The sequence below is a fragment of the Leptospira sanjuanensis genome, from assembly GCF_022267325.1.
In the GTDB taxonomy this organism is placed as follows: domain Bacteria; phylum Spirochaetota; class Leptospiria; order Leptospirales; family Leptospiraceae; genus Leptospira; species Leptospira sanjuanensis.
In genome coordinates, this window is the sequence record NZ_JAIZBG010000001.1 from 3478777 (window position 1) to 3503112 (window position 24336).

Here is a 24336-nt window from a genome sequence, read left to right on the forward strand (position 1 = left end):
AAACCAAAGAAAAAGTTTGTCTGTTAGAATTCATACGAAACGTTCTTTTTTTAGGAAACGTTTCTGATCTTTTGAGCGTCTTCGTTCCGAGGAGAAACTCCGTGGATTCTTTTAAACGCTTTGGAAAAGGCGAAGGCGGAGGAATATCCTACGGTTCGAGCAACCTCTTCCAAAGTGGCGCCTTGATCTTGAATCAGACTTCTCCCTTTATCGATTCGAAGTCTTGCGAGATAATCCATCGGCGTACAACCTAAAACGTCCCGAAAGCGATTCGCAAGAGAAGCTCTGGAAATTCCCACGGCCCGCGCAAGATTCTCCAGAGTCCAAGAATAAGCCGGTTTCTTATGAATCGCTTCGAGAGCTGCAAGAATCTTTTCGTCTTTGAAAGCGCTTCTCCATCCCGGAGAAAGAGCCGGATGCGTTTCCAGCCAATGACGAATCACATAGTAAAGGAGAATATCCGTAAGTCTTTGCAGAATCAAATCGGAACCGAGTCCGGAATCGACTTCTTGAGAAATCAAAACTAAAGTAGTATGCAAAGGATGATGCGATGGAATCTCTCCCGAACGAATCAGAATATGATCGGGCAGTTCGTGAAAGAAAGGATGTTGACTCGTTTCCGGAACCTCGTAACGAACCGAAACGAACGTGGTGATCGGGACTCCTTTCAGATCGGATTCCTTCGGAACGATTTCCCGAAATTTTCCGATGTCCATGGTCTTATCGGTCGGAGAGGACACGAGTTCATGATCGAATCCTTTTGCGATAAATAGAATATCACCTTTTTCTAATGGAATGCACTTTCCTTTAAACCGAACATAACAAGAACCTTGCGAAAGAATATGAAAACCTCCGCTTTTATCGCAGGGGAACTTTAAACCCCAGGATTTATACATCGAAGTCCTCGCAAGAATATCGTTCTTCCAAGCGGCGGCCGTTAAGATTTCGGAAAGCAGATCCATATCCTTCAGTTTATATCAACATATCTAAAAGTCGAGTAAATTATACGATTGGATATGCTTTTTAGATTATAGGACATAGCCCGATTTCCGGTTTTCGGTTATTCTTTTCCTCAGGAGAATCGAATATGAAAATTTTTGTTTATGCAGCGAGCGGTTTGGTTTCAGGGCTCGTTGTGGAGAATTTATTGGCAAAAGGGCATGAAGTCTACGGCGCTTCCAGAAGGCCTGAAAGCGGTAAACAAGAAAAGAATCTGCATTGGGTAAAAGCGGACGCTTCCCGACCGAACGAAGGCTTGGAAGTTTTGGATCAAGTCGACCGGGCATTCTTTCTTTGTCCTCCGGGTTATACCGACCAATACGGCGTCCTGAATCCATGGATCGAAAAGGCAAAGTCTAAAAAGTTACAAAAAGTTGTACTCATGACCGCGATCGGTATCGATCATTCTCCCGAAGATCTTCCGCTTCGAAAATTGGAAATCGCGCTGGAGAAATCGGGACTTCCTTACAACATCATTCGCCCGAATTGGTTTATGCAGAACTTTCAAACCTTTTGGATCGGCGGCATCCTGAAAGATAAGAAGATTTACTTCCCCGCAGGAAACGCAAAGGCAAGTTTTATCGATGCGAGAGATATAGCAGCGACCGCGGCGACATTGCTTTTGGACGATTCTCATAACGGAAAAGGATACACTCTTACCGGAAAAGAATCCATCACACACGACGAAGTCGCTCAGAAATTATCCAAGGCGACCGGACTCAAAATCGACTTTGCGGACATCACCCCCGAAGAATTTAAGAAGGGTTTGCTGGGAGCGGGAGTTCCCGAAGACTACGCGAACGTTTTAGTGTATATCGCGGGTAATTTGAAGGAAGGACACGCGGCTCCGATCGTAGATTCGGTAAAACAAATCACCGGAAAAGAACCCGTCAGCTTTGAACAATACGCGAACGACAACCGAAACGTCTGGCTGAATTAAGAATTTAAGAAAGGATTGGCCCGAAATTTTCGGGCTTTTTCATATTCAAAAATCATCAACTTCCGAAAAAGAAACTCGGATCTTAGGATACAATAACTTGTCTCCGCGTCGATTTTGATAAACGACTTGCACATTCATCGATCTTTCGTTATTTAGCGGTCCAAACTTTCACAGTAAGTTCTTGCAACAAGCGCAAATAAATTCTTTACAAATTCGAATTCTCTTTGAAACCTTCTCTTCCACAAGGAATGGATAGTATGAAACGATTATCGGCTTTTTTGATTCTTCTTATTTGTATTTCTACGTTCTCTTTATTCGCGCAAAACAACTCGCTTTGGCAGACGGTCTTCGGTGGAGAACAATACAACGGAATGAAACCGAACGAATGTCCGGAAGAACTTCCCTCCGGACTTGTCTCCTTAAAAGACGGAAGTTTCGTGGTAACGGGATCCGCAAACGATTGCAGCAGACAGGATTCCAACGCGAAGATCGAAAAGAAAATTTATAGCACCGCGTGGTCGGCTAAGATCGACGCGAACGGAAATCCCGTTTGGTGGAAATATCTTTTTACGAGCAAACCCGTAGATATGGAAGGATATACGATCGGTATTCATAATTTCGAAACGATCCAAAATCTGCTCGCAACCCAAGACGGCGGTTTTGTAACCGCGGGATCGATCGGAAGCGCAACCTACAATCGCAAACTGATCTTTTCAAAATACGACGAGCGCGGAGAACTTACAAGCGATCGAATCATTCTCGCAAAGGAAATCTGCGACGGATTTTGCGGAGAGGAAGATCCGCACCTGTATTCGTTTCAAGAACTTCCGAACGAAAAGTTTCGCGGTCTTGTTTCCGTTTCCCATCGGGTTGAAACGGAAGAAAAGAGCGGAAACACGACCACGATCGTAAACGCGATCAAAACGAGCTTCTTATACGTTCTTTTCGGAAAAGACGGCGCGGTAAAGAACGCGAAACACATTCCCGATCTTTCGTTCGCTCCGAATGCCAGCGTCGGTTACGAAGAAGGAATCGTATTTGCCGTAAGCACGGATAACGTGTCCGGCCGCGAATCGCAAAGAGACGTGATCGTTCATCGATACGATTCCGACGGAAAACAACTTTGGAAAAAAACGTTTGCGACCCCCGGAGCGGAAGACATGGCGATTTCTCTTCTTAAACTTACGGATGGAAATCTGCTTTTGTCCGGCGGAATCTCCGGCGCGGTGAAAGACGCGGTGTGGCTTTTGAAACTTTCTCCGAAAGGCGAAACTATCTGGGAAACCAAACAACGATTAGGCGGATTTAACTTTCTAAGTCTAATCATCGAATCCCCCGATCAGGGCTTTTTCGGTGTATTGGCGGGTGGAGAAGGTCCGATGACCGTGATTCAGTTCGATTCTTCCGGTAAAAAAGTCTGGGAGAAAAAACATACACAACGCCTTTATATGGCCAACAAAATCCTGAAAAACGAAAAGGGCTATGTGCTTCTTTCTTATACCAAAAAGAAACCCGCTCAGTATATCGACGCTCTTTTGATTCAAATGGATTGGGACGGCAATGTTTCGAAAGAGGCGGTCCGCAAGAATTTTCCTTAACTTAATCCGGATGCCGAGTTCGGAAGGATGGCCGTTAAGTTTAAAAAAGAGAGTAAGGACAAAGTAGCGGCCGGACGAAACGAAATCCATTTGCGAAAAAGTTGATATTCATTCCGGTAAGTCTTCCGACGGGAAGATCGTCGACTTCGGACAACGCTCCGATTTCGACAATTCAAAAAGAATGGAACAGCTTGTCGGAGGTACGACAAGACTGTGAAAATTTTTATTGAAGATAGGATGTTTTTCTGTTATAGGACAATCGTCCGGAGTTTTCCCGCGGACCCGCCACCTCCGCCCAAATTCAGGGCGGGGCGCGCTCGATGTTTCACTGAAAAGTTGTAGGAACTCCGAAAAATCCTACTTCTTCGGTTTCTTCTCGTATCGAAAACAATCGGTAGTATGATCCATGACCATTCCCGTCGCCTGCATAAACGCATAACAAATCGTCGACCCGACGAATTTAAATCCTCGTTTTTTCAGCGCCTTGCTCATCGCATCCGACTCGACCGTTTTACTCGGAACATCCCGAGTCGTTTTCCAAGAATTATGGATCGTTTTATGATCCACGAACCCCCAGATATACTTATCGAAAGAGTCGTATTCTTTTTGAATATTCAAAAATTCTTTTGCGTTTTCGATCGTCGAACGGATCTTTAATTCGTTGCGGACAATTCCTTCGTCTTTCATCAAGGATCGGATTTTCTTTTCGGAATAAGCGGCGACTTTTTCGGGATCAAAATAATCAAAGGCTTTTCGATAGTTGTCCCGTTTTTTCAGGATCGTAATCCAGGAAAGTCCGGCTTGCGCTCCTTCTAAGATCAAAAACTCGAAGAGAGTTCGATCGTCGTGAACAGGAGTTCCCCATTCCAAATCGTGATAGTCGATGTAAAGGGGATCTTTCGAGGCCCAAGTGCAACGAGTGACCTTTTGATTCATCTTCCGACAGGCTCCTTAATAACGAAATTGCGTTAGATCAACGATCGCACAGGTTTGTCAAACCGTTTTTTTAAAGTTGGTCCGACAAATGATCAAACAAAAAACATTCATAGTTTGTCTCAAAACCTAAAACTGTGGGAACTCCTGCGTTTTTAAATTGGTAAAACCGTTTTTGAAAATCAAAAGAGGTTGAAACCTAAAACTTTTGTGGGAACTCCTGCGTTTTATTTACCGGTTTAGGACAAACTCTGAATGTTAAACGTAGGACTCCAAACGCGGGTCAACCCTCAATCTAAGAATGAAAACCGAAATTTCCCGTCCGCATCGGGCAAAATCTCCACTGCCTTTTCGATCGCGTCCGTATTCAAAGGCCCGTAGATATGCGGAAAAATATTCTTTCCGTCTTCTTTGGAAAACTTGGGAGAATCGGAAGCCTCGTATTTCAAAGGAGATTTCAATCGATCGGTTTTTACGTACAAAAGAACCAAGTCAGTTCTTCCCGAAAAGATCCGGTTGGCCGTGTCCTCGACTTGATTTTTTTTAGAGCTATGGATAAACCCTTCCGTATATAAGGATTCCGTACTATAAAATCCGTTTTGCAACGCCGCTTCATAATCCTTCTTCGCGGCTAGATTATAAATCCATTCTTCGGAAGAATTCACCATCGCGCGATATGATCTTCCGCCCAACCCTGTCCGTTGGAAATCTTATATTCGTTTTTGCCGAGACGGATCACTCCCTCGAACTTTCCGATCATCTGATGAACGGAAGACGCGAACAATCCCGTATTCGTCGCGGCCTTTCTGTGAAACTCGGGAACGAAGCGCAGATCGATCGCTTGTGAATCCTTCGTATAAAGACGCCAAGGTTTCATCCAATTTTCACGATCGATTTCAAACACCGCGTCCGAAGGAATCTTGTAGATTCTTCCGTTGATTAAAATCGCGTTTTCGGTCGTGCCGGTTCCGTCCGTCCAACCCGCGCCCAAGTTCATTCCGATCTTATCGTTTGCGTTATGCGCCATCATCGACGCCCAATTCCACTTTGTGGAGTACGGCCAAATCCCTCTTCCGTAATCCAAACAAGCGAACGACGTGTCCGGACTGAACTTGTATTCCATCGCTCCGTAACGAACCGTTCCTTCCGCTCCGACTCCGAACAACTTCTCCGTAAACTGAAATCTTCTTTTGGACCAAGGAACAACTACGTTTAACGTTTCCCAATTCTCCGGAACGGGAACGAAGATCTCCGCCTGCACGGGAATCTTATTGCTCGGCGAGAAGTTGATCGACAATCTGTAACCTTCTTCTTCTCTAAAGAATTGGAGACGCGCATTGCTTCCGATATAAGTCGCGTTGCTTCCGAGCAATTGTCCAAGGCTGACTCCGCCGCCGAACGGAGTGATGATCGTTCCTTCTTCGAAATCGCCCGTTTTTCGATTGAGCCAATATACGAAGATGACTCCCGCATAATCCACGTCCGAAATCGTGAATGAGGCTAAGAAATTCTCGTCATAGATACACCAATAATTCCATTTCTTTTTTCTTAAGTAATGACCGCTCAAATTACATCTGTGTAAGGGCTTTTTGGACCAGCCGACTGCGTTCAAGTTTAGGTTTCCGGATTTATCGCAAAGGTTCGTTTCTTGTCTGATTTCAGTCTCTAAGTTCATCTGAGGAAAAACTCTTTTTAGGGATTCAATACGGATACCACGGTCGCCCTTCGGAAGTCGACTTCTTTCTAACGCGTTTCTATACGGAGAATTCCCGCTAAACCGCGTTCTCTCGACGGATTCAGCTGAAGCGGTTATCGCATCTGTTCCCTGATTCGCGTTAAATTTCTTTCCAAACGGATCAAACTGTGATACGAATTTCGAATATAGTCTTTCCGAAAGGATGCGAACGGGAAAGGTGATGTTCTGCTTGAGACGAAAGAATTCTCCATTTGGAAAAACGGCTAAAATGAAATATTGTCTTACGATTCTTATCCTTTGGATTCAATTGCACGGTTGTATGCCGGCCAATCACATGAACATAGGCGATCCGGGAACAACCGAGTATTGGCTGGCCCAAATTCTCGGAAGAATCCATCCTCTCATTTTTCGGGAAAACTCCGGAACCTTGGAATGGACCGAGCTCTTAGGAAAGTCGGGAGGAACCACACTCGGCAAACACTTGGCATTGGATCCTTCTCTCTTGCCGGTCGTCGTGGGAGAAACGAACACGAACCTTTTCACCGGCAGTTTAATCGGCGTTCAAGATTTGATCGTCGCGAAATACGACACTTTCAAAAACCGAATCTGGGGCAAACAACTCGGCGCTGCGGGCGCCTCGCTTACCCTATCCCGTATGACAACCGACTCGGCGGGGAATTCGTACGTGCTCGGTTATACGACTGCGGCCTTCGGCGGTCCGATGAGCAGTGGTCAGGATTTATTCATCGTAAAATTATCCGTAGACGGAAACCCTCTCTGGATCAAACAAGCCGGACCGACCGGAGGAAGTTACTTCGTAAATCCGTTGGGGATCTGCGCGGATACCGCGGGAAATGTTTATGCTTCGGGAGATTCGAACGGTCCCTTCGGAGGAGCTTACAGCGCTACCACAAGCAATTTCGTCGCTCAATTCGATTCCCAAGGAAACCAAGTTTGGATAAAACAATTTTTCGTTTCAGGCGCGAATTCGAACGGTGGCGGTATTGCTTGCGATGCGGCTTCCGGTTCGGTATATTTTACCGGATGGGGCGGCGCCAACTTTCAAACGGAAACGGCTCCGGGGATCGGCGGAAACGACATGTTCCTCTTCAAATACGACTCGAGCGGAAACCGACAATTCGTCGCATACCAAGCCCAAAGCGGTCGGGAAATTTTATCGGGTCCCATCGTCACCGATCTTTCGGGAAACGTCTTCGTGGGAGCCGAAAGCAACGCGGACTTCGGCAACGGAGCAACTGGATTCGGTTATTTCGGAACGATCTTAAAATTTCATCCGAACGGAACCCTTCTTTGGGGAAGACAACTCGGCACCGACGTCGGCTCGTCTCAATCTTCCGTCTTCGATCTTAAAACGGATCTCGCAGGCAACGTCTTTGCAACCGGATATACAAACGCGAACTTGATCAACGGTACCGGTTCTAGCGTCGGAACGAACGACGTATTCTTCGCGAAATACAACTCAAACGGAGAATTGCAATGGGTCCGTCAGACCGGCGTCTCGGGCGGTTCGATCCAAGGTTTCGGAATCATCATCGATCCGGAAGGAACGATGTATTCGGTCGGTCATACGAACGCGCCGATGAACGGAGCCGCATTGAACGGAACACAGGATTTGTTCCTCGTCAAATATCGCTAAGTCGTTTTCGTTCGATTTCTTTTCTGTTCAAAAAAGATCGGTTTGAGACAAAGGACTGAAAAGCGACCCTCATGAACCGAAATCGAAACATCATCCACGTCGGACTCAGCGATTTATTTCTACCGATCGTGGTCCGATCCAAATCCGAAATCTTTCAGTTTCAATCCAAACTCGAAGAGCTTGGGATCGAAATCACGGGAACCAATTACGGACCGAATCAAAACGTACTCACGAGACAACTTTCCCAATCCATACTGACGATCCAGGTCGTCAACGCGGGACAAAACATCACGCAATTGCTCATCATCTCCGAAAACCCGGACGGTTCCTTGGAATCGATCGAAGAGGATTTCGAACGGGTTCTCGAGGCGTTCGATCAGGTTTGGGGAATTCAGGGGAAGAACGTCGTAAAAAGCGATCTTACGATCCGGCTATTGATCGATTCATCCACAGAACACGCGTTTGGTGAAATCTGGGAAAAGAGACTGAGACAAAGCAGGGACAGCCTGCAGAGGCTCGGACGGCCGATCTTAGGCGGAGGACTTCGATTCGTATTGCCTCCCCTCAATCCGCAGGACGCCGAGGACCACGGAATCGAAATCAAGATCGAATCTTTCTTTCCCGATCCGCGCAAAGTGTTCCTCGAAGCGATATTTCTCTGGGGCGCGCCTCGAATGATTTCCGAAAAATGGAACGCATCCGACCGGATTCAAAAAGTCATTCATTACGTGGAACAAAATCTGATCCCTTTTTTGGATCAGGCATAGACGAACCTTCCGAATTTGTCCGGGGACGAGGATAAACTTTGACGGCAGGAACCAGAACATGATTCGATTTTTACACACAGCGGACGTACACCTCAGCCAAAAGGAAAAGGAATATTCCCTTTCCGTCCTCAAAGAAATCGTCGCGGCGGCAAAAGAGGAGGAATGCACGCATATCCTCTTCTGCGGAGATTTGTTCGACCGAAATTCGGACATCGCCGCACTCAAGGAAGAAGTCAGAACGATCCTATCCTACTTTAACGGAAAAATTTTTTATATCCCCGGAAACCACGAAGAACTCGGACTCGCCGAAGGAGCCTATCCGATCGCGGCGGATCTTTCTCCCCTTTCCTATCCGCAAAAGGGAGAATCCTATAAACTCTGGATCGAGGAAATCGGCGGAGTGGAGGCGGAATTTTTCGGATTTCCGTTCAATAGAATTTTAGATTATTCGAATATTCAATTTAAGGAAAAGAAGGTCGCGTATCGGATCGCGCTGCTCCACGGAACCGAAACAGAACTCGTGGAATATCTCGGACCTTCCCCCGAAGAGGCGGATTCGATCCTCGACTCCAAACCGTTCCAGGAAGCCAAATTCGACTATCTAGCGTTAGGTCACATTCATTCCGAACGTTCGATCACATCCGGTCCGATGATAAAAGCCTATCCGGGTTCGCCTCGGGTCGTTTCCTCCGGAGAATTCGGTCCGCGTACGGTCAACATCGTAACGCTCGGAAAAAACGGAACTCCTGTTCTCAAAAAAAGAATTCTTTCTTCCGCGGGAGAATACAAAGAATTCTCCGTAACTGCAACCCTAACGGGAGAAGTTCCCGATCTCTCAAAACTTCCCGCGTCGATCTCCAAACAGGATTCGGTTCGAATCAAAGTTTCGGGGATCGTGGAAGACGAACACGACGTCACGGAACTTCTCAAACGATTTTCCGAAACCGCGGACTGCAGAAAAATAGAAGTCAAAACCGTCGACCTAAGAACTTCGAGCGTTTTGATCGACAACCCGGTCGCTAAACTATTTTATGAAAAGCTAATGGATCAAAAATCCAAATGGAACGGAGACAATCCTCCCGATTGGAACGAAATCTTAGTCTTGGGTTTGGAACAAATCGAAGACTTCGCGGGGAAGAATTGATATGATATCCGCTCTTCAACTGCTAAAATTCGGCAAATTCGAAAAGGCAGAATTCGAACTTTCGGATTCCGTCACGATCTTTCACGGAAAAAACGAATCCGGAAAAACGACGATCTTCGACGCGTTGCGACTCGCGATCGGAAGCAAATTTCTTACCGCGAGCCAGGAACCGAAAAAGAGCATTCTTTCCCGATACGGGGAAAAAAGCTTGGACGGTTACAAGGTTTTAGGAGAAGTTCCCGAACTTTCCAAAGACGCCGCGCCGCAATACGTTCACTGCGTTTCCCTCCGAGAGGGAGAATTGGAATTCGCGTTCCACAACGACAAGATCATCAAACCCGACTTTCTCCGCAGCAAACTGCTGAACAACGGAGTCAACCTCGAAGGAATTTCGAGTTCGCTTAACAAAATTCATTCGCCCAAAAAGGGAAGCGCTCCCGCCAACGCGTTCGACAAACTCAAAGAGGAGATCGCAAAACTCAAAAGCGGAAAAATCGAACTCGTCACAAACATCGAAACGCTTCACGCAAGAAACAAAACGAAAGTCGCGCAGGAGGAACGACACAACCGGGATCGATCCAAGGAACTCGAAATCCGTAAACAGCTCGAAACGATCGAAAAAAACTCGGGGTTAGACGCGAAGATCCAAAAGAAAATCCGACTCCTGGAAACTCTTTCCGAAATTCTTCGATTGAAAACCGCCCAGGAAACGTTGAATAAAAATCTTTTGTTTTCCAAAGACGAATCCTCCGGTTTTGAAAGTTTTCAAAAGGAAATCGAGACTTCGGAAAAAAACCTTTCCGCTTCGACAACTCTGCTCCAAGACAAACAAAGTGCGATCGATTCCAAAAAGAGGGAAATCGAATCCCTTCGAAACCAACTCGACGTTTCTCAAAAGATGAAACAGAAAGCTGAGGAATGGAACGAAAAAATCGACAAAGTTCTCCGCGAAGAAGGATTTACCGAAGAGGTTCGCACCACCGAATCGAATCCCACTCATAGACTTTTAGGAATGATTTTGACGGGACTCGGTTGTTTCGGCTGGTTAGGAGTCATCGGTTCTCTCGTTTTCGCAAACCCGGGGGGCTTCGAAATTCTTTCCGCTTCCTTGATTGCAACAGGTCTTGGAGCGCTCGGAATCTACTTTCTCACCCGAAAAAAGGAAATCGTATCCGTCCGATACGATTCCGAAAAGGAAAAGGATTTCGTATTAAAAATTTCCGGTCAATGGAACTTAACATTTCCCGAATATTCAATTCCTTTGATAGAAAAAATCGAAAACCTCAGGCAATTCTTCGCAAAACAAATCCAAAACAACGAAGTAAAAAACGATCGGATCGAATCTTTGGAAAAGGAAATCCGGACATTCAGCGGAGAAAGCGATAAGATACGCGACACGATTCGTCTGGAAACCGAAAAGATCCAAAACCTCACCTCCAAACGGAATTCTTGGCTGAACGATCGAAGGGCTTCCACGATTCAGGAATACCACAAACGCATCGCCGAATTTCAGGCGCAGACCAAAAGTTTTTCCGAGGGTCTCAAAAAGATTCTCACCGATCACGGAGCTTCAACATTGGAGGATCTTGAAATCCGCTGTAAAACGGCTATTTCAGCGATGGAGGAAATTCCGACTCAGCTTCCAAACGACCCGGAACGACATCTTCGCGAAACGAAAAAAAAGGAACTCGAAAAAGAACTGCAGGGTTTAAACGCGGAATTACAAAAATTGAATACTGCCATCCAAGTGGAGGACGCGCTCATTCAGGATTCTTTACCGGAAAAGGAAAAGGCTCTGATCGAAACGATCCAATCGATCGCAGAAAAGGAAATCGAATTCTCCCGAATGGAATCCAAACGCAGATCCGCTAAGATCGCGCAGGACATCGTGGAGGAAATCTCCAAAGATCAATCGATGCAGTTCGCGTTCGTTGCCTCCGAGATCGGAAAGGAAATCAATCGAATGCTTCCGAAACGGGAAGTCTCTTTCGAAGCGATCGATAAAAAAGAATCGATCAAGATGAAGGATCAGGCAGGCAATCTGCGATCCATCGACCATCTTTCGGGGGGAACGGTCGCAACGTTCTATCTGATTTTTAAATTATTCTTAGCGCGCAAGACGGTTCCAAAAAACGGAATCTTATTGCTCGACGAACCCTTCGTTCATCTCGATCCGGGAAGAATCGAATCCGCACTGGAATATCTGAAACAATTTCAAAAAGAGACCGACTATCAGATCTGCTTCTTCACAAAACAAACGGAGTTGGCGGATATCATCGCAAAGTCGTTTCCGAAATCGAAGAAGATTGCTTTATCATGATTTTCGAATTGACTTGCGAATTCTTCCTTTTAGGATTTTATAAAAAAATATAATCGAGGTCTATTTTGAAAACGCTCATTCATCGAAGTCTTCTGGCGCTTCTTCTCTTACAAGTTTATAACTGTTTACTCTTTGACACGCTCGGAGTGACTCCGGGAAGAATCAAAGGTTCCGAGGCGGCCAACAATATCCGCGACGCGGCGATCGTAACCGACCTGATCAACTCGACGATTTTAAACGGACGCGCGAGCGTTTCGATCCTGAGTCTTTTGGCGGATCAACTCGCGGGAATCAAATCGGACGGAACCTATGTGAAATCCGAAGTGGACGATTGTGTTGCGGAAATCAAAGGACTCAGCGGGTATCTGATCGGTTCGGCGCTTACGATCGTGCTTCAATCCAAATGTTCTTTGGAAGCGGATAAGGTTTTCCTCGATTCTCCGTTTCCGGAAATCTGATCAACGCGTAAAAACGGAAACGCTTTCGAGATGGCTCGTGTGAGGAAATAAATCCACGGGCGTCAGTTTCTCGTATCGAAACGACTTTGTCAGTTCGAGCGCGTCTCTTCGAAGCGTTTCGGGATTGCAAGAAACATACAGCACACGATTCACTTTAGAATTCAATAATATCTTTTTCGTCTCGGGATCCAACCCTTCTCTCGGGGGATCCACGATCACCACATCCGGCTTTTCGCCGATCGTATTCTGAAGAGACTGCAAAACCTTTCCTTTGACAAAGGTCGCATTTTCGATTCCGTTCGCCTTGGCCGCGCCGATCGCGGAACGAATCGAATTCGGATTTTCCTCAAGACCGATCACCCGTTTTGATTTGGAAGCGACATACAGGGAAATCGTTCCGATTCCGCAGTACGCGTCCACGACGACTGAATCCTCGGGAAGATCCTCCACGACAAGATCATACAGATTCGTAATCTGAAACGGATTCACTTGAAAGAAGGTGGAAAGACCGATCTGAAAATCAAGATTCCCGATTTTCTCCTTCACGAAATGTCTTCCGAACCAGGTCGTTTCCTTGTCGCCTAACACAACTTTTGTGTTCCGCAGGTTTACGTTCTGGAGAATTCCCACAACTTCCGCTTTCGATTTCTCCTTAGATAAGAATTGTTTGATATACGAATGCAGACTGTTGGTCAGATTTTTTCTTCCGGGAATTTCCGCGGCGTTCGTGACGATTCCCACGAGAATTTCCTGGGTCGCTTGCGCCTTTCGAAGTACGATATGTCTTAATAGACCGCTTCCGTTTTTTTCGTTGTATGGACTGATGTTTTCCGTTCTGGCCCAGTGACGAATCGCCGCCGCTACGATCGTCAAATCCGCGTCCTGAATTCTACATTCCTTTTGATCGATGATAAAGGTGTTTTCTTTGTTGTGAAGACCGAGCGTTAGAACGGATTTTTTTCCGATCTTGCGATGACCGAAAGGCAACTGAACCTTATGACGATACATCTGGTCCTTTGGACTTTTTACGATCGTTCGTATATCGAGTCCTTTGAAACCGCCGAACTGTTTTTCGATCTCTTCCTGTTTGTGTTGAAGTTGTTTTTCATAACCGATATGCAATCGGTCGCAGCCGGCGCATTCGGGGTAGTGTTGACAGGATTGACTCGCGGGGGGTTTCATTCTCCTTTCACGCTTTCGCGCCTTCGCGGAGTGTCAATCACATCAGATAGATTTTTCCGTGTTTGTCCTTGATCATCGGATCGGCTCCGTGTTTTAAAAGGAGTTCGGCAAACTCGGACATACCGTGGGACGATTTCGCGAGATTCATACAAGTGACTCCGTCGAAATCCTGCACGTTCGGATCGGCTCCGCTTTCCAAAAGCAAACGAAACGGCTCCAACTTTCCCTCGTTTACGCAGTGATGCAACGGGCTCATTCCGTTTCCGTCCTTTCGATTCAGGTCTGCGTTTCCTCGGATCAAAACGCTCATCATTTCCAAGGGAGAATCTTCAATGATACAATGTAAAAGCGGCGTCAAGCCCGTGTTCTCGTCGGCGAGATCGGGATCGGCGGAAAATCGTAAAAGGGTTCGAACGATTTCAAAACGTTCGTATTTGACAGCGAGCGATAAGGGTGTTACGCCGTGATACAGATTCGCATTCGGATCAAACCCTTTCTCCAAGACATTTTGAACTTTAGAGACGTTTCCGCTTTTGATCGCTCCGAAAAATACGAGTCGTTTCCAAAAAGAAGCAGGTTGCCCCTTGGTAAAACCGGAACCTGCCGCCGAACGATCGTGTTCCGCCATTCCTTTTGTCTTAGAATTCATATCTTTCCTTCCTTCTGAGCGCGTGCCTTTACCGGCGCCTCGGCTTGGATATCGATGTCGTTTTAAAAAACGGACGAATCCATTCTACCGGAAAAGACGGGGTCTTGTATTGTAAAAAAGGGACAAAGCCCGGTTTTTCAATCCGTACCAAATCAACGGAGAATAACCGGAAAACGCGACGAATTCCTTCGTAAAATGGGCTTGGTCGTAATATCCGGCGTCCAACGCAAGATCGCTCAAAGTTCGGTCTTCCGATCGCATCCAAGCGGCGTTTTGGAAACGGACGACTCTCGCAAATTCCTTCGGATTGTAACCGATTCTTTCCTGGAATTTTCGTTCCAAGGTTTTTCTGACCGCGCCTAAATGTTTGGAAAGTTCGGAAATTTTGATTCTTCCTTTAGTATGGAAAATCCGGAGAACGGCCTCATCGACCAAAGCGTCCGGAGAACCATGAGTATTTAATAATTTACTAAAATAACCGTCGGATATACGAACTCGGTCCTCGAAGGTTCGTGTGTCTCGAATTCGTTTTATAAAATCGGAATATTCGGAAGTCCCCGGAATCTCCAAATCGGAAAGGTGACTGTCCGCTTCCTTTGCGGGAATCCGAAACAAGGACGAAAACGCTCCCGGAAACAATCGAACATTAAAAAATCCTACTCTTCCCGTCGGAGCGATCTTAAAATTGGAAAGATGATTCCCTACGATATGTCCGTGTGATAAAATCCATTCTTCCTTTCCGTTTTTCCAGGAACTGAATCGAATCGGATCTCCGTACGATATATGAAGTTCGTTTTCGACCGACGCAAAGATCGTCGGAAATTCCGTTTCGCCCGGCGGCGTCGTATCGGATTCCCAACCCCAGTAACAGGAAACAAGTCCCGCGAGCACAGAGTTCGGTTTAGCAAAACGGATTTTCATTTCGATTCCCTGATCTTTCGTAAAAGTTCGCGGTTGGATTCCTGACGAAGAAGGGCGTTTTTATATCGCCGCAGTTCGGCTTCCGTTTCAGGTTTGATCTGCGGAACCGGAGACGGAACCTTATTTTCGTTTAACGCGACAAAGGTTAAATAGGCGGTCGTGGCCCTCATCGTCGTGCCTTCGTACGGATTCTCTTTCGAAACCTGAACGCCGACTTCCAAGGAAGTTTTCCCGGTGTAATTCACGCTCGCTTTTAGTAAGACATGATCTCCGACCGAAATCGGCGCGATAAAATTCAATCGATCCACACTCGCGGTCACCGCTTCCTTTCCGCAATGTCTTTGTGCGACCATCACCGCAATCATATCGATCCAACTCATGAGAGTTCCGCCGAACAAGGTTCCGTAATGATTGGCGTGATCCGGCATTACGATATGCCTGGTTTCCGCCGCGCTTTGTGAGGGAGTTTTTTCCAACATCGTCAGCGTAAAGAAGAGGCTTCCACTTCCATATAGTAATGATCGGGAATTTTTCCGGGAGGTCCGGAAAACGCCCTCGCCTCGATCGTCCGGAAACCGAGCCCTTTGTAAAGCGCGATGGCGGCTTCGTTCTTTTGAGAAACGTCCAAAGAAAGCGTTTTGAAATTCGGAAACCGATTCGCCATAAACCGAATCAGTTCTTTGCCGATTCCCTTTCCTCTGTGCTTTTCGGAAACGGCGATATGTCCGAGATACAATCTTCCCGGCTTGGGAGGTTTGATCATTCCTTCGGTCGTCAAGCCGCGGCCCATGACCTTCGGTGCGGCAAAACCGTATACGGAAATAATACGAAGCGCGGTGCCTCCGTTGAGCAGTAAAAAGGAAGGTTGACGATAACTGAGAATCGCGCCGACGATTTCTCCCTGATGCTCGGCAACGAAGTGATTCGTATAAGAGATCGTATTGCCGCGTTTGATAAACGAAGAACGTAAAAAGTCGAAAGGAGTCTTCTCGTTTTGCGTGAATACGAAATCCCAAGCTGCGGGTCCGGAGGAATAAATCAAAGGAACAACGACGTCCACGTCTTGGGGTTCGGAGGGACGGATTTGAAGGGAAGGTTTCAATCGGTTACTCTTTCTTTTTTTCGCACAAGGCTAATTCAGGCGCGCTTCGGCTCAAGCGAGAAATTCCCTTTCGTTTACTCGTAAGATCGCTCTCAGAACGTCGCTACGCGTAATCATTCCGATGACGTGAATCGATTCGTTGACTACGGGAAGACATCCGATTCTTTCTTCGAAAAGAACTTTTGAAATTTCCCCGATACCGGCGTGAATCTGAACCGATAAAACCCGGGTCTTCATCATTTGTCCGATCGTTTTACCGAGTTCCGATTCGTCGGAATGACCGAGTTTCCAACGCATCCAATCGCGATCGGAAAGAATGCCGCATAACGTGTTGGAATCATCGAGAACGGGAACATGACGAAACCGTTTTTCGATAAAGATTTCCTCCGCTCTTGCGATCGGATCTTGTTCGAGAAAAAATACCACGGGAGAACTCATCAAATCCCGCGCGGTAAGCGAAGAAAGGGATTCTCCTTTGTTGGAGCGGACTTTTCCCAAAGAAGAAACGGCCTTGTATTCGGAGCTGATCCCTTCCCCCACGTTAGAGGATCGAGGCGGAACTTCCGTTTCCGATTCGGCCTTGATTTTCGAAACGGCGGGAGAAGGCGCGATCGAATGAAGAGGATGAACGATCTCCGGTCGAACCGGTGGAACATAGGTTTCCGAAACTCCTCTTGTCACCCAGAAAAACAAAACTAACCCATCCTTAGGATCAGATAATTGTACGAAGCGATGATCCTTTGCGTCATTTCCAACCCGTCCTTGTTCACGTCGGGGTGATATTTCTTGATCAATTCTTTGAATCGTTTTTTAAGTTCTTCTAATGTACAAGGACCGTCGAATCCGAGAACGTCCAAATGTCTCTGCGTTTCCGGGTCCATTTCTTGAAAAACAGAAACAGGTTTTTTCTTTTTCGGTTTTTTACGGAAGGTTCCGAAAAGATCGTAATAGGCGCGGTCCCGATATTCTCTCGTGATCTCGCGGAGATGAAAGACCTTCGTATTCAAAATCGAAAAGATATGATTCTTTAAAAAGACGTCCGCACCGTAATCGTTTTGGATCGATTTCAGTTCGATAAAATCGGAAATTCCGTTTTCCACGATCCGCTCGAAATTGAACTTATCGTCGAAGTACGAATCGAACGCGTCGTCGAAGTCCAGCGTCGCGGACGACAAAAGAAGAAGAAGCTCCCGATCGAGTTCGTGTCTTTCCAAACGCGATTGAATCGTTTCCTTCAGATTGATCTGAAGTTCGGCGAGATAATTATCGTCGAAGTATATTCCGTTTTTTGCAAATTCCTCTCCGATTCCTTCTATCTTGAGAATCTTGGATAAAAGCTGAATGAGGGAATCCGCGTGCGTTTCGTTGAATCCCGCCGCGGCCCGCGACGAAAAATGAACGTCGTTACGGAGATCGTAGAAAATTCTGTAATAGTCTTCTTTGCGGATGTTCAAAGCGGTTATGATCTTTTCCACGGGAATATACCATTCGCAATTCGTACATCCCGATTGAATCTCGAAAATAATATCCTCTAACGAGGATCGGATCTGATCAAAACTTCGAGTCTGCATACTCTTCTACTTCCAGATTTTCCACCCTTGCAAATCCGTTCATCAATTCTTTTTCCAATTAGACTTATAGAATCGAAACGGAAATCTTCCCGAACCTCGAAAAAAGGTTTGCTCGGATCGTTTCTTAAACTCATCCATCCTTATTATGCTTCCTTTAATCGCCGTCCTTGCTTGTTTTCTGGTTTATTTTCTCGGATATAAATTTTACTCGGGCTATATTTCGAAATCGATCTTCGATTTAAAGAGCGATCACGAAAGCACTCCTTCCCACAAGCTGAACGACGGAGTGGATTACCTTCCCACAAAACCAATCGTATTGTTCGGTCATCATTATGCGTCCATTGCCGGCCTCGCTCCCGTACTCGGACCCGCCGTAGCGGTCATCTGGGGATGGCTGCCCGCGATGATCTGGGTCGTATTCGGAAGCATCTTCGTGGGTTGCGTTCACGACTTCGGCGCTCTCGTGGTTTCGGTCCGCAATCAAGGCAAGAGCATCGGTCAAGTCGCGGAGGATTTGTTAGGTCATCGCGCGAGAAGTTTGTTTCACGCGATCATCTTCTTTTTAGTCGCGTTAGCGATGGGAGTTTTCGTTCTTGTCCTTGCGGAGATGTTTTCCGCGGACCCGAAAGCGCATCTAGCTCCGAACACGATCGCAACAAACGCATCGGCGGAAGAAAAGAAAATTCCTTCGTCTACGGAAGCGACGAAAAAATCCGAAACGACAAGTGCGACCGCGACTTCTTCCGCAACTTCGACCGCCGTTTCGAATTCTAAAACATCCAAAGAAGTTCACGATCATCCGGGCGAAATTAGAACGGAAGAAAAACCTTCCATCAAATTGAGAAGCCATTTCCCGGAAGCGGTGATCCCTTCCACGGCCATCATGATTCTCGCAATCATCATGGGTTATCTACATTACAAAAAAGGAATGGATCTCACGCCTCTTACGATCTTCAGCGTTCTCGCGACTTTATTCTTCATGATCTTGGGAATGCACGACGGAATTCTTTCCTGGACCGGACTCAACCGCGTGGAAACTTCTCCTTCTACCGGAACATGGAAATACGTTTTGCTGTTCTACGCGTTTCTGGCTTCGGTGACTCCGATCTGGTTGTTGTTGCAAAGCCGAGATTATATCAATTCGTTCTTATTGTATTTGGGAATCATTCTGATCTACGTGGGATTTTTTATGGGGGGAATGCTTCAGCAATTTCCATCGTTCAACGCCGAAGCGATCCGAACCGAATCCATCGGACTCGATCTGATTCCGTTCGTATTCATCACGATCGCGTGCGGAGCCGTTTCAGGATTTCATGCTTTGGTCAGCTCGGGAACCACGGCAAAACAATTGGATCGGGAGATAGACGCAAGACCGATCGGTTACGGGGGAATGATCGGCGAATCGTTGTTAGGTTTGTCCGCGGTCATCGCCTGCACGATCGGTTTCACTTCTTCGGAAGAATGGTCCGGCTTTTATCGTTCCTGGTCCGGCATTCAAGGTTTAGCGCCTCAGGTCGGAGCGTATATCTACGGGACCGGAAGATTTTTATCGCAGCTCGGAATTCCCGAATCTTTCGGACAAGGGTTCATCGCGCTTATCGTCATCAGCTTTGCGTTGACTTCTCTCGATTCCGCGACGAGACTTCTTCGTTACAACATCGAAGAGATCGCCGAATCGACGCGCATCTCTTGGATTCGAACTCTCGTCGGCAATCGATACGTTTCAAGTTTGATCGCGTGCGCCGCGATCGGATTTTTCGCGTTTATGGAAATCGAGCAGGACGGAAAGAAGAAACCGGCGGGGCTTGCACTTTGGAAACTTTTCGGAACGACGAACCAGCTTCTGGCGGGACTTGCTTTATTGGTGGTGACCATTTTTCTACTCAAGTCCAAGAAACGAATCAAAGTCTCCTTTATCCCTATGTTGTTCGTGTTATCCGTGACTCTCTGGGCGATGATCCGAAACTTTTTCGACTTTTTAACCGGCCCTTCTCCGAATATACTATTGGCGGGAGTCGGCGGAACGTTGATCGTCCTCACGCTATGGCTGTTGGTCGAAGCCGTTCTAACCTGGAACCGCATTAGAAAAGTATGAAATTCTGTAGCTCTTGCGGATCGCCCGTCGTTTACAAAATCCCGGAAGGAGACAACCGGTCCAGGCACGTATGCGACAACTGCGGAACGATCCATTATTCCAATCCGAAAGTGGTCGTGGGAAGTATTCCGATTTGGGAGAATCGGATTCTACTTTGTAAACGCGCGATCGAACCCAGAAAGGGATTTTGGACTTTGCCCGCGGGCTTTCTCGAAAACAGAGAAACGGTCGAGGAAGGCGCGATTCGCGAAACCAAGGAAGAAGCGAACGCCGACATTTCCATCATCGGATTGCAGAGCGTCTACAGCATCCCTCATATCAGTCAGATTTATATGTTCTTTTTAGCGGACTTGGTGGACGGAAAATTCTCCGTAAGCTCCGAATCCGAAGAGGTGCAACTTTTTTCAGAGGAGGAAATTCCCTGGGATGAGCTCGCCTTTACTTCGGTTTATTTCGCCTTGAAAAAATACGTGGATGCTCCCGTTAAAAATTCCCTACATCTTGGAAACATCAGGGATCGTAAAACCCCGCCGAAAGAATCCTGAAGAACGTAGAACCCGTTCTTAAAAAAATATGGGAAAAAAAACGTACTAAATTAGAGTGTACTGCATGCGAAACGGAATTCGTTTAACAAAGACTGCGGTCCTCTCTTTTATCCTTGTATCGTTTCAACTGCGCGCGGATTCCTTTATTAAAACGAACTCGGATTCATTTTCTCCGAACTGGGACGGAAGGAACGACGTTCTCGAATTTAAGATTTCCAAGTCAGCTCTTCCCCGTCTCGCCGATTGGGAACTCGTAGTTAAGAACTCGGCGGACGAAGTCGTAAAAACCTTCAAAGCGGATCATAGAAGAAAGAAAGGATTCTCCCTTTTACCGTTTTTACAGGACGACTCGAAATTATCCCCGCCGGAAATCGGAATTCCGGAATCGATCTATTGGTCGGGCGACGACTCGAAAGGATTTCTTCTTCCCGACGGGGAATACAAATATCGATTGAGATTCGTTACGGAGAATAAGGAGAATCTATTGTCCGAAGAAAAAACGGTCGTGTTGGATTCAAGACCGCCGAGTTCGGAAATCGGCTCCAAAACCCGTGTATTGTTTTTAGGAGGAGATCGAAATTCCTCCCGCATCCAGATCTCACAAAAAGTTTCGGGAGAATCCTCCGATTTTTTTACCGGAGAATTTCTGGATTCCGAAGGAAGGATCGTAAAGTCCTACACTTGGAAACAAAAGGACGTCCCTTATATTCTAAGCTGGGACGGAACCGACTACACCAACAAACAACTGTCAGGCGGGATTTATAAATATCGATTGGTGGGAACGGACAGAGCGAGAAACGAATCGATTTCGATTCTTTCCGATTTAACGATCCGCACCGAAACGATCGGAGTGGATTTGTTTTCCGATTCCAAACTCTATTCGTATCTTCCGGGAAGTTCCAAAAACTCCGCACGCTTTTCCTTTTATATTTCCCCCAAGATCAAATCGGATTCTTACGAAGTCGAAATCTTTCAAAAGAAAGGCAACGAGGAAAAAAGCGTTTATCGTTTCCGCGATACGGGCGAACCGAACGCGGAATGGAAATGGGATTTGAGAAACCAAGCAGGCGATCTCGTCGGCGAGGGAATTTATTTTTATCGCCTAACGGTGCATAGTCGATACGAACGCCACCAATCCGTTCCTTCCTCGTTCGAAGTTTTAAAAGAGTCCTTCGATTTGGACGTGTCGGTTTCCTTAAAAGAATTCACCCCTGACAACGACGGTAAAAACGATCTGCAAAAAATTCTTCTTTCGCACTCCGGAATTCCGCTTCAATCCTGGGAACTCACGTTATACGAAATTCCTCCGTACACGTCCCTCAAACGAAAGATCAAAACCTGGAACGGGGAAGGACAACCCGGTTCGGAAATCCTTTGGGAAGGTCTCGACGAATCGGGAGTTCGAGTCGGATCGTTAAGCGAATTCTATTTTGAATGGAAATATACGGATATATTCGGTAGAGAATCCGTCGGTAAAGGCGCCGATTTCAAAACGGGAATCTTAATCGTGGAAGAGGACGGCTCCCTTCGAATCTCCGTTCCGGAATCCCAGGTGGAAGCGAGATGGTGGAGTTTACCCGGAAAAATCCGCTCGGTGTTAAACGAATTCCCGGGATATAAAATCGAATTGCAGTCCCATTCCTCTCATCAAGGCGACGAGGAAGTCAATCAAGTCGTGTCCGAAGAGCGTGCCAGAACCGCGTTCGAATATTTCTTTTCAAAGTCCGTTCCTTTCGGTAGGATTCGCTTCCGAGGTTACGGGGAAACGTTGCCTCTGATTCCCGGTTCCGGAAAATACGAAGCCGATAAGAATCAAAGAATCGATTTTTTTCTTTCACCGTAATCCGTTATGTGCACCGCCATCATTTACAGAAATCCGGAACGAAAGATCTTCGGTTTAGGATTTAACAGAGACGAATCCGTAAAAAGAAAACCTTCTCTTGCCCCTACCAAAATCGGCAACGGTCCGACGTATGCGATCGCTCCCTTGGACGGAGATTACGGCGGAACTTGGATCGGTGCGAGTTCTACGGGTGAAATTTTTTGTCTTTTGAATTTCTACGAAGCGACTCTGAAGTTGTTGAGAAATCCCACAAGCCGCGGCTTACTCGTGCGATCCTGTTTGTTAAGCGAAGTCAAACCGGAGCTGTTGAAAGCGGACGAACTTTCGAACTTCTATCCTTTCAAACTCGTAAGAATCACTTTGGAAAAAACTGAAATCTTCGTCTGGGACGGAAACGAATTCTCCCGTAGCGCCGATACGAGCACATTTCAAATCTTAGGAAGTTCGTTTACGCAAGGACCGAAAGCGCAGGTTTCGAGGGAAGCCGTCTTTCGGGAAAACTACCTGCCGAAAATTCTTCCCAACGCGGAGGAATTCCTTGCCTTATCGAAAAATTTTCTGACTTCTCATCTGCCTGAAAAAGGAGCGCTTTCACCCTGCATGCACAGAAGGGACGCACATAGCGTGTCCAAAACGGAAATCGTATTTACGGAGAATAGGTTGACGCTCGCCTACCAGGAAGGCCAACCTTGCGAATCGCCGGAACCGAAGGTTTTCAATTTGACTTTGACGGATTTTTCGGTATTCGAATAGTATAACTTATGGCCGACACGAAGTCCTTATTCAACGACTCTTTCGAGTATAGAGATCCGTCTCTTCAAAAAAGAAAAAACGCGCGCGTAAAGATCACGTTGGATGCGGAGATGTCGATCAAAGGAAAACAGGAAAGACATCCGGTCACCATTCTCGATATCGGAACGGGTGGAGTCGCTCTGGATTCCAGGATGACGATGTTCGAGGGCGATCGCATTCATCTTCACGCAAGAATCAACGGCAAAGAATTGACCCTCGAAGCCGAAATCATCCGTTCTTCCGGTAAGAAGGCCAACAGCATCTTCGTCAACATCGCGGACGAACACAAAAACGAAATTCAAGAACTCATTCATAAGAAGTTTTTCGAAAAAGAAAAAAAACTGAATTAAGCGTTACTTCGTTTAACAAAATCCAATCCCGTTTCCGTTTTTCGATTGATCGCCGTTTCAAAGCGGCAAAGATCTTAGTCCATGTGCTCCTCTTCGAATTCAATCGCGTACGAAAGTCTGTATGCGAGGCTGTTCGCGCGCTTTTACGATCGGTTCATGAACAGAATCGAAACAAAGGTCTTATATCTCAAAAGAAAAGAACTGATCGCTCCTTTGCGCGGAAAAATTCTGGAAATCGGGAGCGGAACCGGAATCAATTTTCCGCTGTACGGAAACGGCGCGGAAGTGACCGCAATCGAACCGTCCGCCGCAATGATGGAAAAAGCGAAGGAAAGAATGGCGAACTTGCTTCACCATTCTTCAATACATTCTAAAATTCGAATGGAGATCGGAGGTTTGGGAAACCCCGATACGGAGGCGCTCGTTCCGCCGAACAGCATGGACACGATCGTGTTTACGTTGGTTTTGTGTACGGTTCCGGATTTGGAATACGCGATTCGTTTTGCACGTTCCCGTTTGAAAAAAGGCGGAAAGATTCTTCTCTTGGAACACGTGCAAGCCCGATCGAAAGCAGGGAGAATTCTCCAGAACATCCTGAATCCGTTTTGGAAAAAATTCGCGCAAGGCTGCAACATCAACCGAAACCCGGCGGCCGTCTTGAGAGCGGAGGGATTTCGCCCGATCCAAGAGAGCCGTTTTCGGCATACGCTTCCGTTTTATCAAGCGATCTACGAGTTCGGTGAATGAGAGACCGGTTTCTATTCGCAAACGAGG

Annotated in this window: 24 protein-coding genes; 13 read left to right on the forward strand and 11 right to left on the reverse strand. The window is 46.6% G+C overall.

Annotation, left to right across the window (positions count from 1 at the left end):
* Positions 1-50 precede the first annotated feature (50 nt).
* On the reverse strand, positions 51-962 hold the full coding sequence (locus LFX25_RS15805) for an AraC family transcriptional regulator (RefSeq protein WP_238731069.1): 912 nt from the start codon (positions 960-962) through the stop codon (positions 51-53).
* Positions 963-1087: 125 nt separating this feature from the next.
* Between LFX25_RS15805 and LFX25_RS15810 the strand changes: the two genes are divergently transcribed.
* On the forward strand, positions 1088-1939 hold the full coding sequence (locus tag LFX25_RS15810; RefSeq protein ID WP_238731070.1) for an NmrA family NAD(P)-binding protein: 852 nt from the start codon (positions 1088-1090) through the stop codon (positions 1937-1939).
* Positions 1940-2196: 257 nt separating this feature from the next.
* Entirely contained in the window at positions 2197-3537 is a 1341-nt protein-coding gene (locus tag LFX25_RS15815) for a hypothetical protein (protein ID WP_238731072.1), read from the forward strand.
* Positions 3538-3894: 357 nt separating this feature from the next.
* Here the strand turns inward: LFX25_RS15815 and LFX25_RS15820 are convergent, their stop codons facing one another.
* The 3 genes from LFX25_RS15820 to LFX25_RS15830 form a co-directional block, all read right to left on the reverse strand.
* The gene (locus LFX25_RS15820) at positions 3895-4473 is read right to left on the reverse strand and encodes a DNA-3-methyladenine glycosylase I (RefSeq protein WP_238731073.1); all 579 of its coding nucleotides are present in this window, start codon (positions 4471-4473) and stop codon (positions 3895-3897) included.
* A 287-nt stretch (positions 4474-4760) separates the two neighbouring features.
* On the reverse strand, positions 4761-5138 hold the full coding sequence (locus tag LFX25_RS15825; protein WP_238731075.1) for a DUF952 domain-containing protein: 378 nt from the start codon (positions 5136-5138) through the stop codon (positions 4761-4763).
* Positions 5132-6145, reverse strand: coding sequence for a DUF2804 domain-containing protein (locus tag LFX25_RS15830; RefSeq protein ID WP_238731076.1), 1014 nt, complete (start codon positions 6143-6145; stop codon positions 5132-5134). The genes LFX25_RS15825 and LFX25_RS15830 overlap by 7 nt, the downstream gene beginning before the upstream one ends.
* A 289-nt stretch (positions 6146-6434) precedes the next feature.
* Between LFX25_RS15830 and LFX25_RS15835 the strand changes: the two genes are divergently transcribed.
* The 5 genes from LFX25_RS15835 to LFX25_RS15855 all read left to right on the forward strand — a co-directional run bounded on the left by LFX25_RS15835 (position 6435) and on the right by LFX25_RS15855 (position 12512).
* Positions 6435-7823, forward strand: coding sequence for an SBBP repeat beta-propeller lipoprotein, LipL53 family (locus tag LFX25_RS15835; RefSeq protein ID WP_238731077.1), 1389 nt, complete (start codon positions 6435-6437; stop codon positions 7821-7823).
* Between the two features lie 71 nt (positions 7824-7894).
* Positions 7895-8590: a hypothetical protein gene (locus LFX25_RS15840; protein ID WP_238731078.1), complete on the forward strand. Its 696-nt coding sequence runs from the start codon at positions 7895-7897 to the stop codon at positions 8588-8590.
* Positions 8591-8648: 58 nt separating this feature from the next.
* The gene (locus LFX25_RS15845) at positions 8649-9734 is read left to right on the forward strand and encodes a metallophosphoesterase family protein (protein ID WP_238731079.1); all 1086 of its coding nucleotides are present in this window, start codon (positions 8649-8651) and stop codon (positions 9732-9734) included.
* Between the two features lies 1 nt (position 9735).
* Positions 9736-12054, forward strand: coding sequence for an ATP-binding protein (locus LFX25_RS15850; RefSeq protein WP_238731080.1), 2319 nt, complete (start codon positions 9736-9738; stop codon positions 12052-12054).
* Between the two features lie 65 nt (positions 12055-12119).
* A complete protein-coding gene (locus LFX25_RS15855; RefSeq protein ID WP_238731081.1) occupies positions 12120-12512 on the forward strand; it encodes a TIGR04452 family lipoprotein in 393 nt (130 codons plus the stop codon).
* Here LFX25_RS15855 and rlmD read toward each other — a convergent pair whose 3' ends face one another.
* The 7 genes from rlmD to LFX25_RS15890 form a co-directional block, all read right to left on the reverse strand.
* Positions 12513-13694 carry a 23S rRNA (uracil(1939)-C(5))-methyltransferase RlmD gene (gene rlmD / locus LFX25_RS15860; RefSeq protein WP_238731082.1) on the reverse strand — a complete coding sequence of 394 codons (1182 nt, stop codon included), beginning with the start codon at positions 13692-13694 and terminating at the stop codon, positions 12513-12515.
* A gap of 37 nt (positions 13695-13731) precedes the next feature.
* The gene (locus tag LFX25_RS15865) at positions 13732-14322 is read right to left on the reverse strand and encodes an ankyrin repeat domain-containing protein (RefSeq protein ID WP_238731626.1); all 591 of its coding nucleotides are present in this window, start codon (positions 14320-14322) and stop codon (positions 13732-13734) included.
* A gap of 105 nt (positions 14323-14427) precedes the next feature.
* Positions 14428-15264: a helix-turn-helix domain-containing protein gene (locus tag LFX25_RS15870; RefSeq protein WP_238731083.1), complete on the reverse strand. Its 837-nt coding sequence runs from the start codon at positions 15262-15264 to the stop codon at positions 14428-14430.
* Positions 15261-15743 (reverse strand): acyl-CoA thioesterase, encoded by a 483-nt coding sequence (locus LFX25_RS15875; RefSeq protein WP_238731084.1) that lies wholly within the window; start codon positions 15741-15743, stop codon positions 15261-15263. The genes LFX25_RS15870 and LFX25_RS15875 overlap by 4 nt, the downstream gene beginning before the upstream one ends.
* Positions 15744-15745: 2 nt before the next feature.
* Complete coding sequence (locus tag LFX25_RS15880) at positions 15746-16366, reverse strand: GNAT family N-acetyltransferase (RefSeq protein WP_238731085.1); 621 nt, start codon at positions 16364-16366, stop codon at positions 15746-15748.
* 51 nt (positions 16367-16417) lie between these two features.
* Positions 16418-17059, reverse strand: a complete 642-nt coding sequence (locus tag LFX25_RS15885) for a CBS domain-containing protein (RefSeq protein ID WP_238731086.1) — start codon at positions 17057-17059, stop codon at positions 16418-16420.
* Positions 17060-17061: 2 nt separating this feature from the next.
* The gene (locus LFX25_RS15890; protein ID WP_319937425.1) at positions 17062-17937 is read right to left on the reverse strand and encodes a J domain-containing protein; all 876 of its coding nucleotides are present in this window, start codon (positions 17935-17937) and stop codon (positions 17062-17064) included.
* A gap of 145 nt (positions 17938-18082) precedes the next feature.
* Between LFX25_RS15890 and LFX25_RS15895 the strand changes: the two genes are divergently transcribed.
* The 6 genes from LFX25_RS15895 to LFX25_RS15920 all read left to right on the forward strand — a co-directional run bounded on the left by LFX25_RS15895 (position 18083) and on the right by LFX25_RS15920 (position 24309).
* On the forward strand, positions 18083-20032 hold the full coding sequence (locus tag LFX25_RS15895; RefSeq protein ID WP_238731087.1) for a carbon starvation CstA family protein: 1950 nt from the start codon (positions 18083-18085) through the stop codon (positions 20030-20032).
* Positions 20029-20577, forward strand: coding sequence for an NUDIX hydrolase (locus LFX25_RS15900; RefSeq protein ID WP_238731088.1), 549 nt, complete (start codon positions 20029-20031; stop codon positions 20575-20577). The genes LFX25_RS15895 and LFX25_RS15900 overlap by 4 nt, the downstream gene beginning before the upstream one ends.
* Positions 20578-20641: 64 nt before the next feature.
* Positions 20642-22420: an OmpA family protein gene (locus tag LFX25_RS15905; RefSeq protein ID WP_238731089.1), complete on the forward strand. Its 1779-nt coding sequence runs from the start codon at positions 20642-20644 to the stop codon at positions 22418-22420.
* Positions 22421-22426: 6 nt separating this feature from the next.
* Positions 22427-23173: an NRDE family protein gene (locus LFX25_RS15910; RefSeq protein ID WP_238731091.1), complete on the forward strand. Its 747-nt coding sequence runs from the start codon at positions 22427-22429 to the stop codon at positions 23171-23173.
* An 8-nt stretch (positions 23174-23181) separates the two neighbouring features.
* On the forward strand, positions 23182-23562 hold the full coding sequence (locus tag LFX25_RS15915) for a PilZ domain-containing protein (RefSeq protein WP_238731092.1): 381 nt from the start codon (positions 23182-23184) through the stop codon (positions 23560-23562).
* A gap of 156 nt (positions 23563-23718) precedes the next feature.
* Positions 23719-24309 (forward strand): class I SAM-dependent methyltransferase, encoded by a 591-nt coding sequence (locus tag LFX25_RS15920; protein ID WP_238731093.1) that lies wholly within the window; start codon positions 23719-23721, stop codon positions 24307-24309.
* Positions 24310-24336 lie beyond the last annotated feature (27 nt).

Bases quoted from the DNA above. Each gene is read 5' to 3' on its own strand.
- LFX25_RS15890 (WP_319937425.1), bottom strand. From the start codon at position 17,937: ATGCAGACTCGAAGTTTTGATCAGATCCGATCCTCGTTAGAGGATATT.
- LFX25_RS15825 (WP_238731075.1), bottom strand. From the start codon at position 5,138: ATGGTGAATTCTTCCGAAGAATGGATTTATAATCTAGCCGCGAAGAAG.
- LFX25_RS15840 (WP_238731078.1), top strand. From the start codon at position 7,895: ATGAACCGAAATCGAAACATCATCCACGTCGGACTCAGCGATTTATTT.
- LFX25_RS15805 (WP_238731069.1), bottom strand. From the start codon at position 962: ATGGATCTGCTTTCCGAAATCTTAACGGCCGCCGCTTGGAAGAACGAT.
- LFX25_RS15910 (WP_238731091.1), top strand. From the start codon at position 22,427: ATGTGCACCGCCATCATTTACAGAAATCCGGAACGAAAGATCTTCGGT.
- LFX25_RS15870 (WP_238731083.1), bottom strand. From the start codon at position 15,264: ATGAAAATCCGTTTTGCTAAACCGAACTCTGTGCTCGCGGGACTTGTT.
- LFX25_RS15895 (WP_238731087.1), top strand. From the start codon at position 18,083: ATGCTTCCTTTAATCGCCGTCCTTGCTTGTTTTCTGGTTTATTTTCTC.
- LFX25_RS15830 (WP_238731076.1), bottom strand. From the start codon at position 6,145: ATGAACTTAGAGACTGAAATCAGACAAGAAACGAACCTTTGCGATAAA.
- LFX25_RS15875 (WP_238731084.1), bottom strand. From the start codon at position 15,743: ATGTTGGAAAAAACTCCCTCACAAAGCGCGGCGGAAACCAGGCATATC.
- LFX25_RS15905 (WP_238731089.1), top strand. From the start codon at position 20,642: ATGCGAAACGGAATTCGTTTAACAAAGACTGCGGTCCTCTCTTTTATC.
- LFX25_RS15815 (WP_238731072.1), top strand. From the start codon at position 2,197: ATGAAACGATTATCGGCTTTTTTGATTCTTCTTATTTGTATTTCTACG.
- LFX25_RS15835 (WP_238731077.1), top strand. From the start codon at position 6,435: ATGAAATATTGTCTTACGATTCTTATCCTTTGGATTCAATTGCACGGT.
- LFX25_RS15920 (WP_238731093.1), top strand. From the start codon at position 23,719: ATGAACAGAATCGAAACAAAGGTCTTATATCTCAAAAGAAAAGAACTG.
- LFX25_RS15915 (WP_238731092.1), top strand. From the start codon at position 23,182: ATGGCCGACACGAAGTCCTTATTCAACGACTCTTTCGAGTATAGAGAT.
- LFX25_RS15900 (WP_238731088.1), top strand. From the start codon at position 20,029: ATGAAATTCTGTAGCTCTTGCGGATCGCCCGTCGTTTACAAAATCCCG.
- LFX25_RS15820 (WP_238731073.1), bottom strand. From the start codon at position 4,473: ATGAATCAAAAGGTCACTCGTTGCACTTGGGCCTCGAAAGATCCCCTT.
- LFX25_RS15850 (WP_238731080.1), top strand. From the start codon at position 9,736: ATGATATCCGCTCTTCAACTGCTAAAATTCGGCAAATTCGAAAAGGCA.
- LFX25_RS15810 (WP_238731070.1), top strand. From the start codon at position 1,088: ATGAAAATTTTTGTTTATGCAGCGAGCGGTTTGGTTTCAGGGCTCGTT.
- LFX25_RS15845 (WP_238731079.1), top strand. From the start codon at position 8,649: ATGATTCGATTTTTACACACAGCGGACGTACACCTCAGCCAAAAGGAA.
- rlmD (WP_238731082.1), bottom strand. From the start codon at position 13,694: ATGAAACCCCCCGCGAGTCAATCCTGTCAACACTACCCCGAATGCGCC.
- LFX25_RS15865 (WP_238731626.1), bottom strand. From the start codon at position 14,322: ATGGCGGAACACGATCGTTCGGCGGCAGGTTCCGGTTTTACCAAGGGG.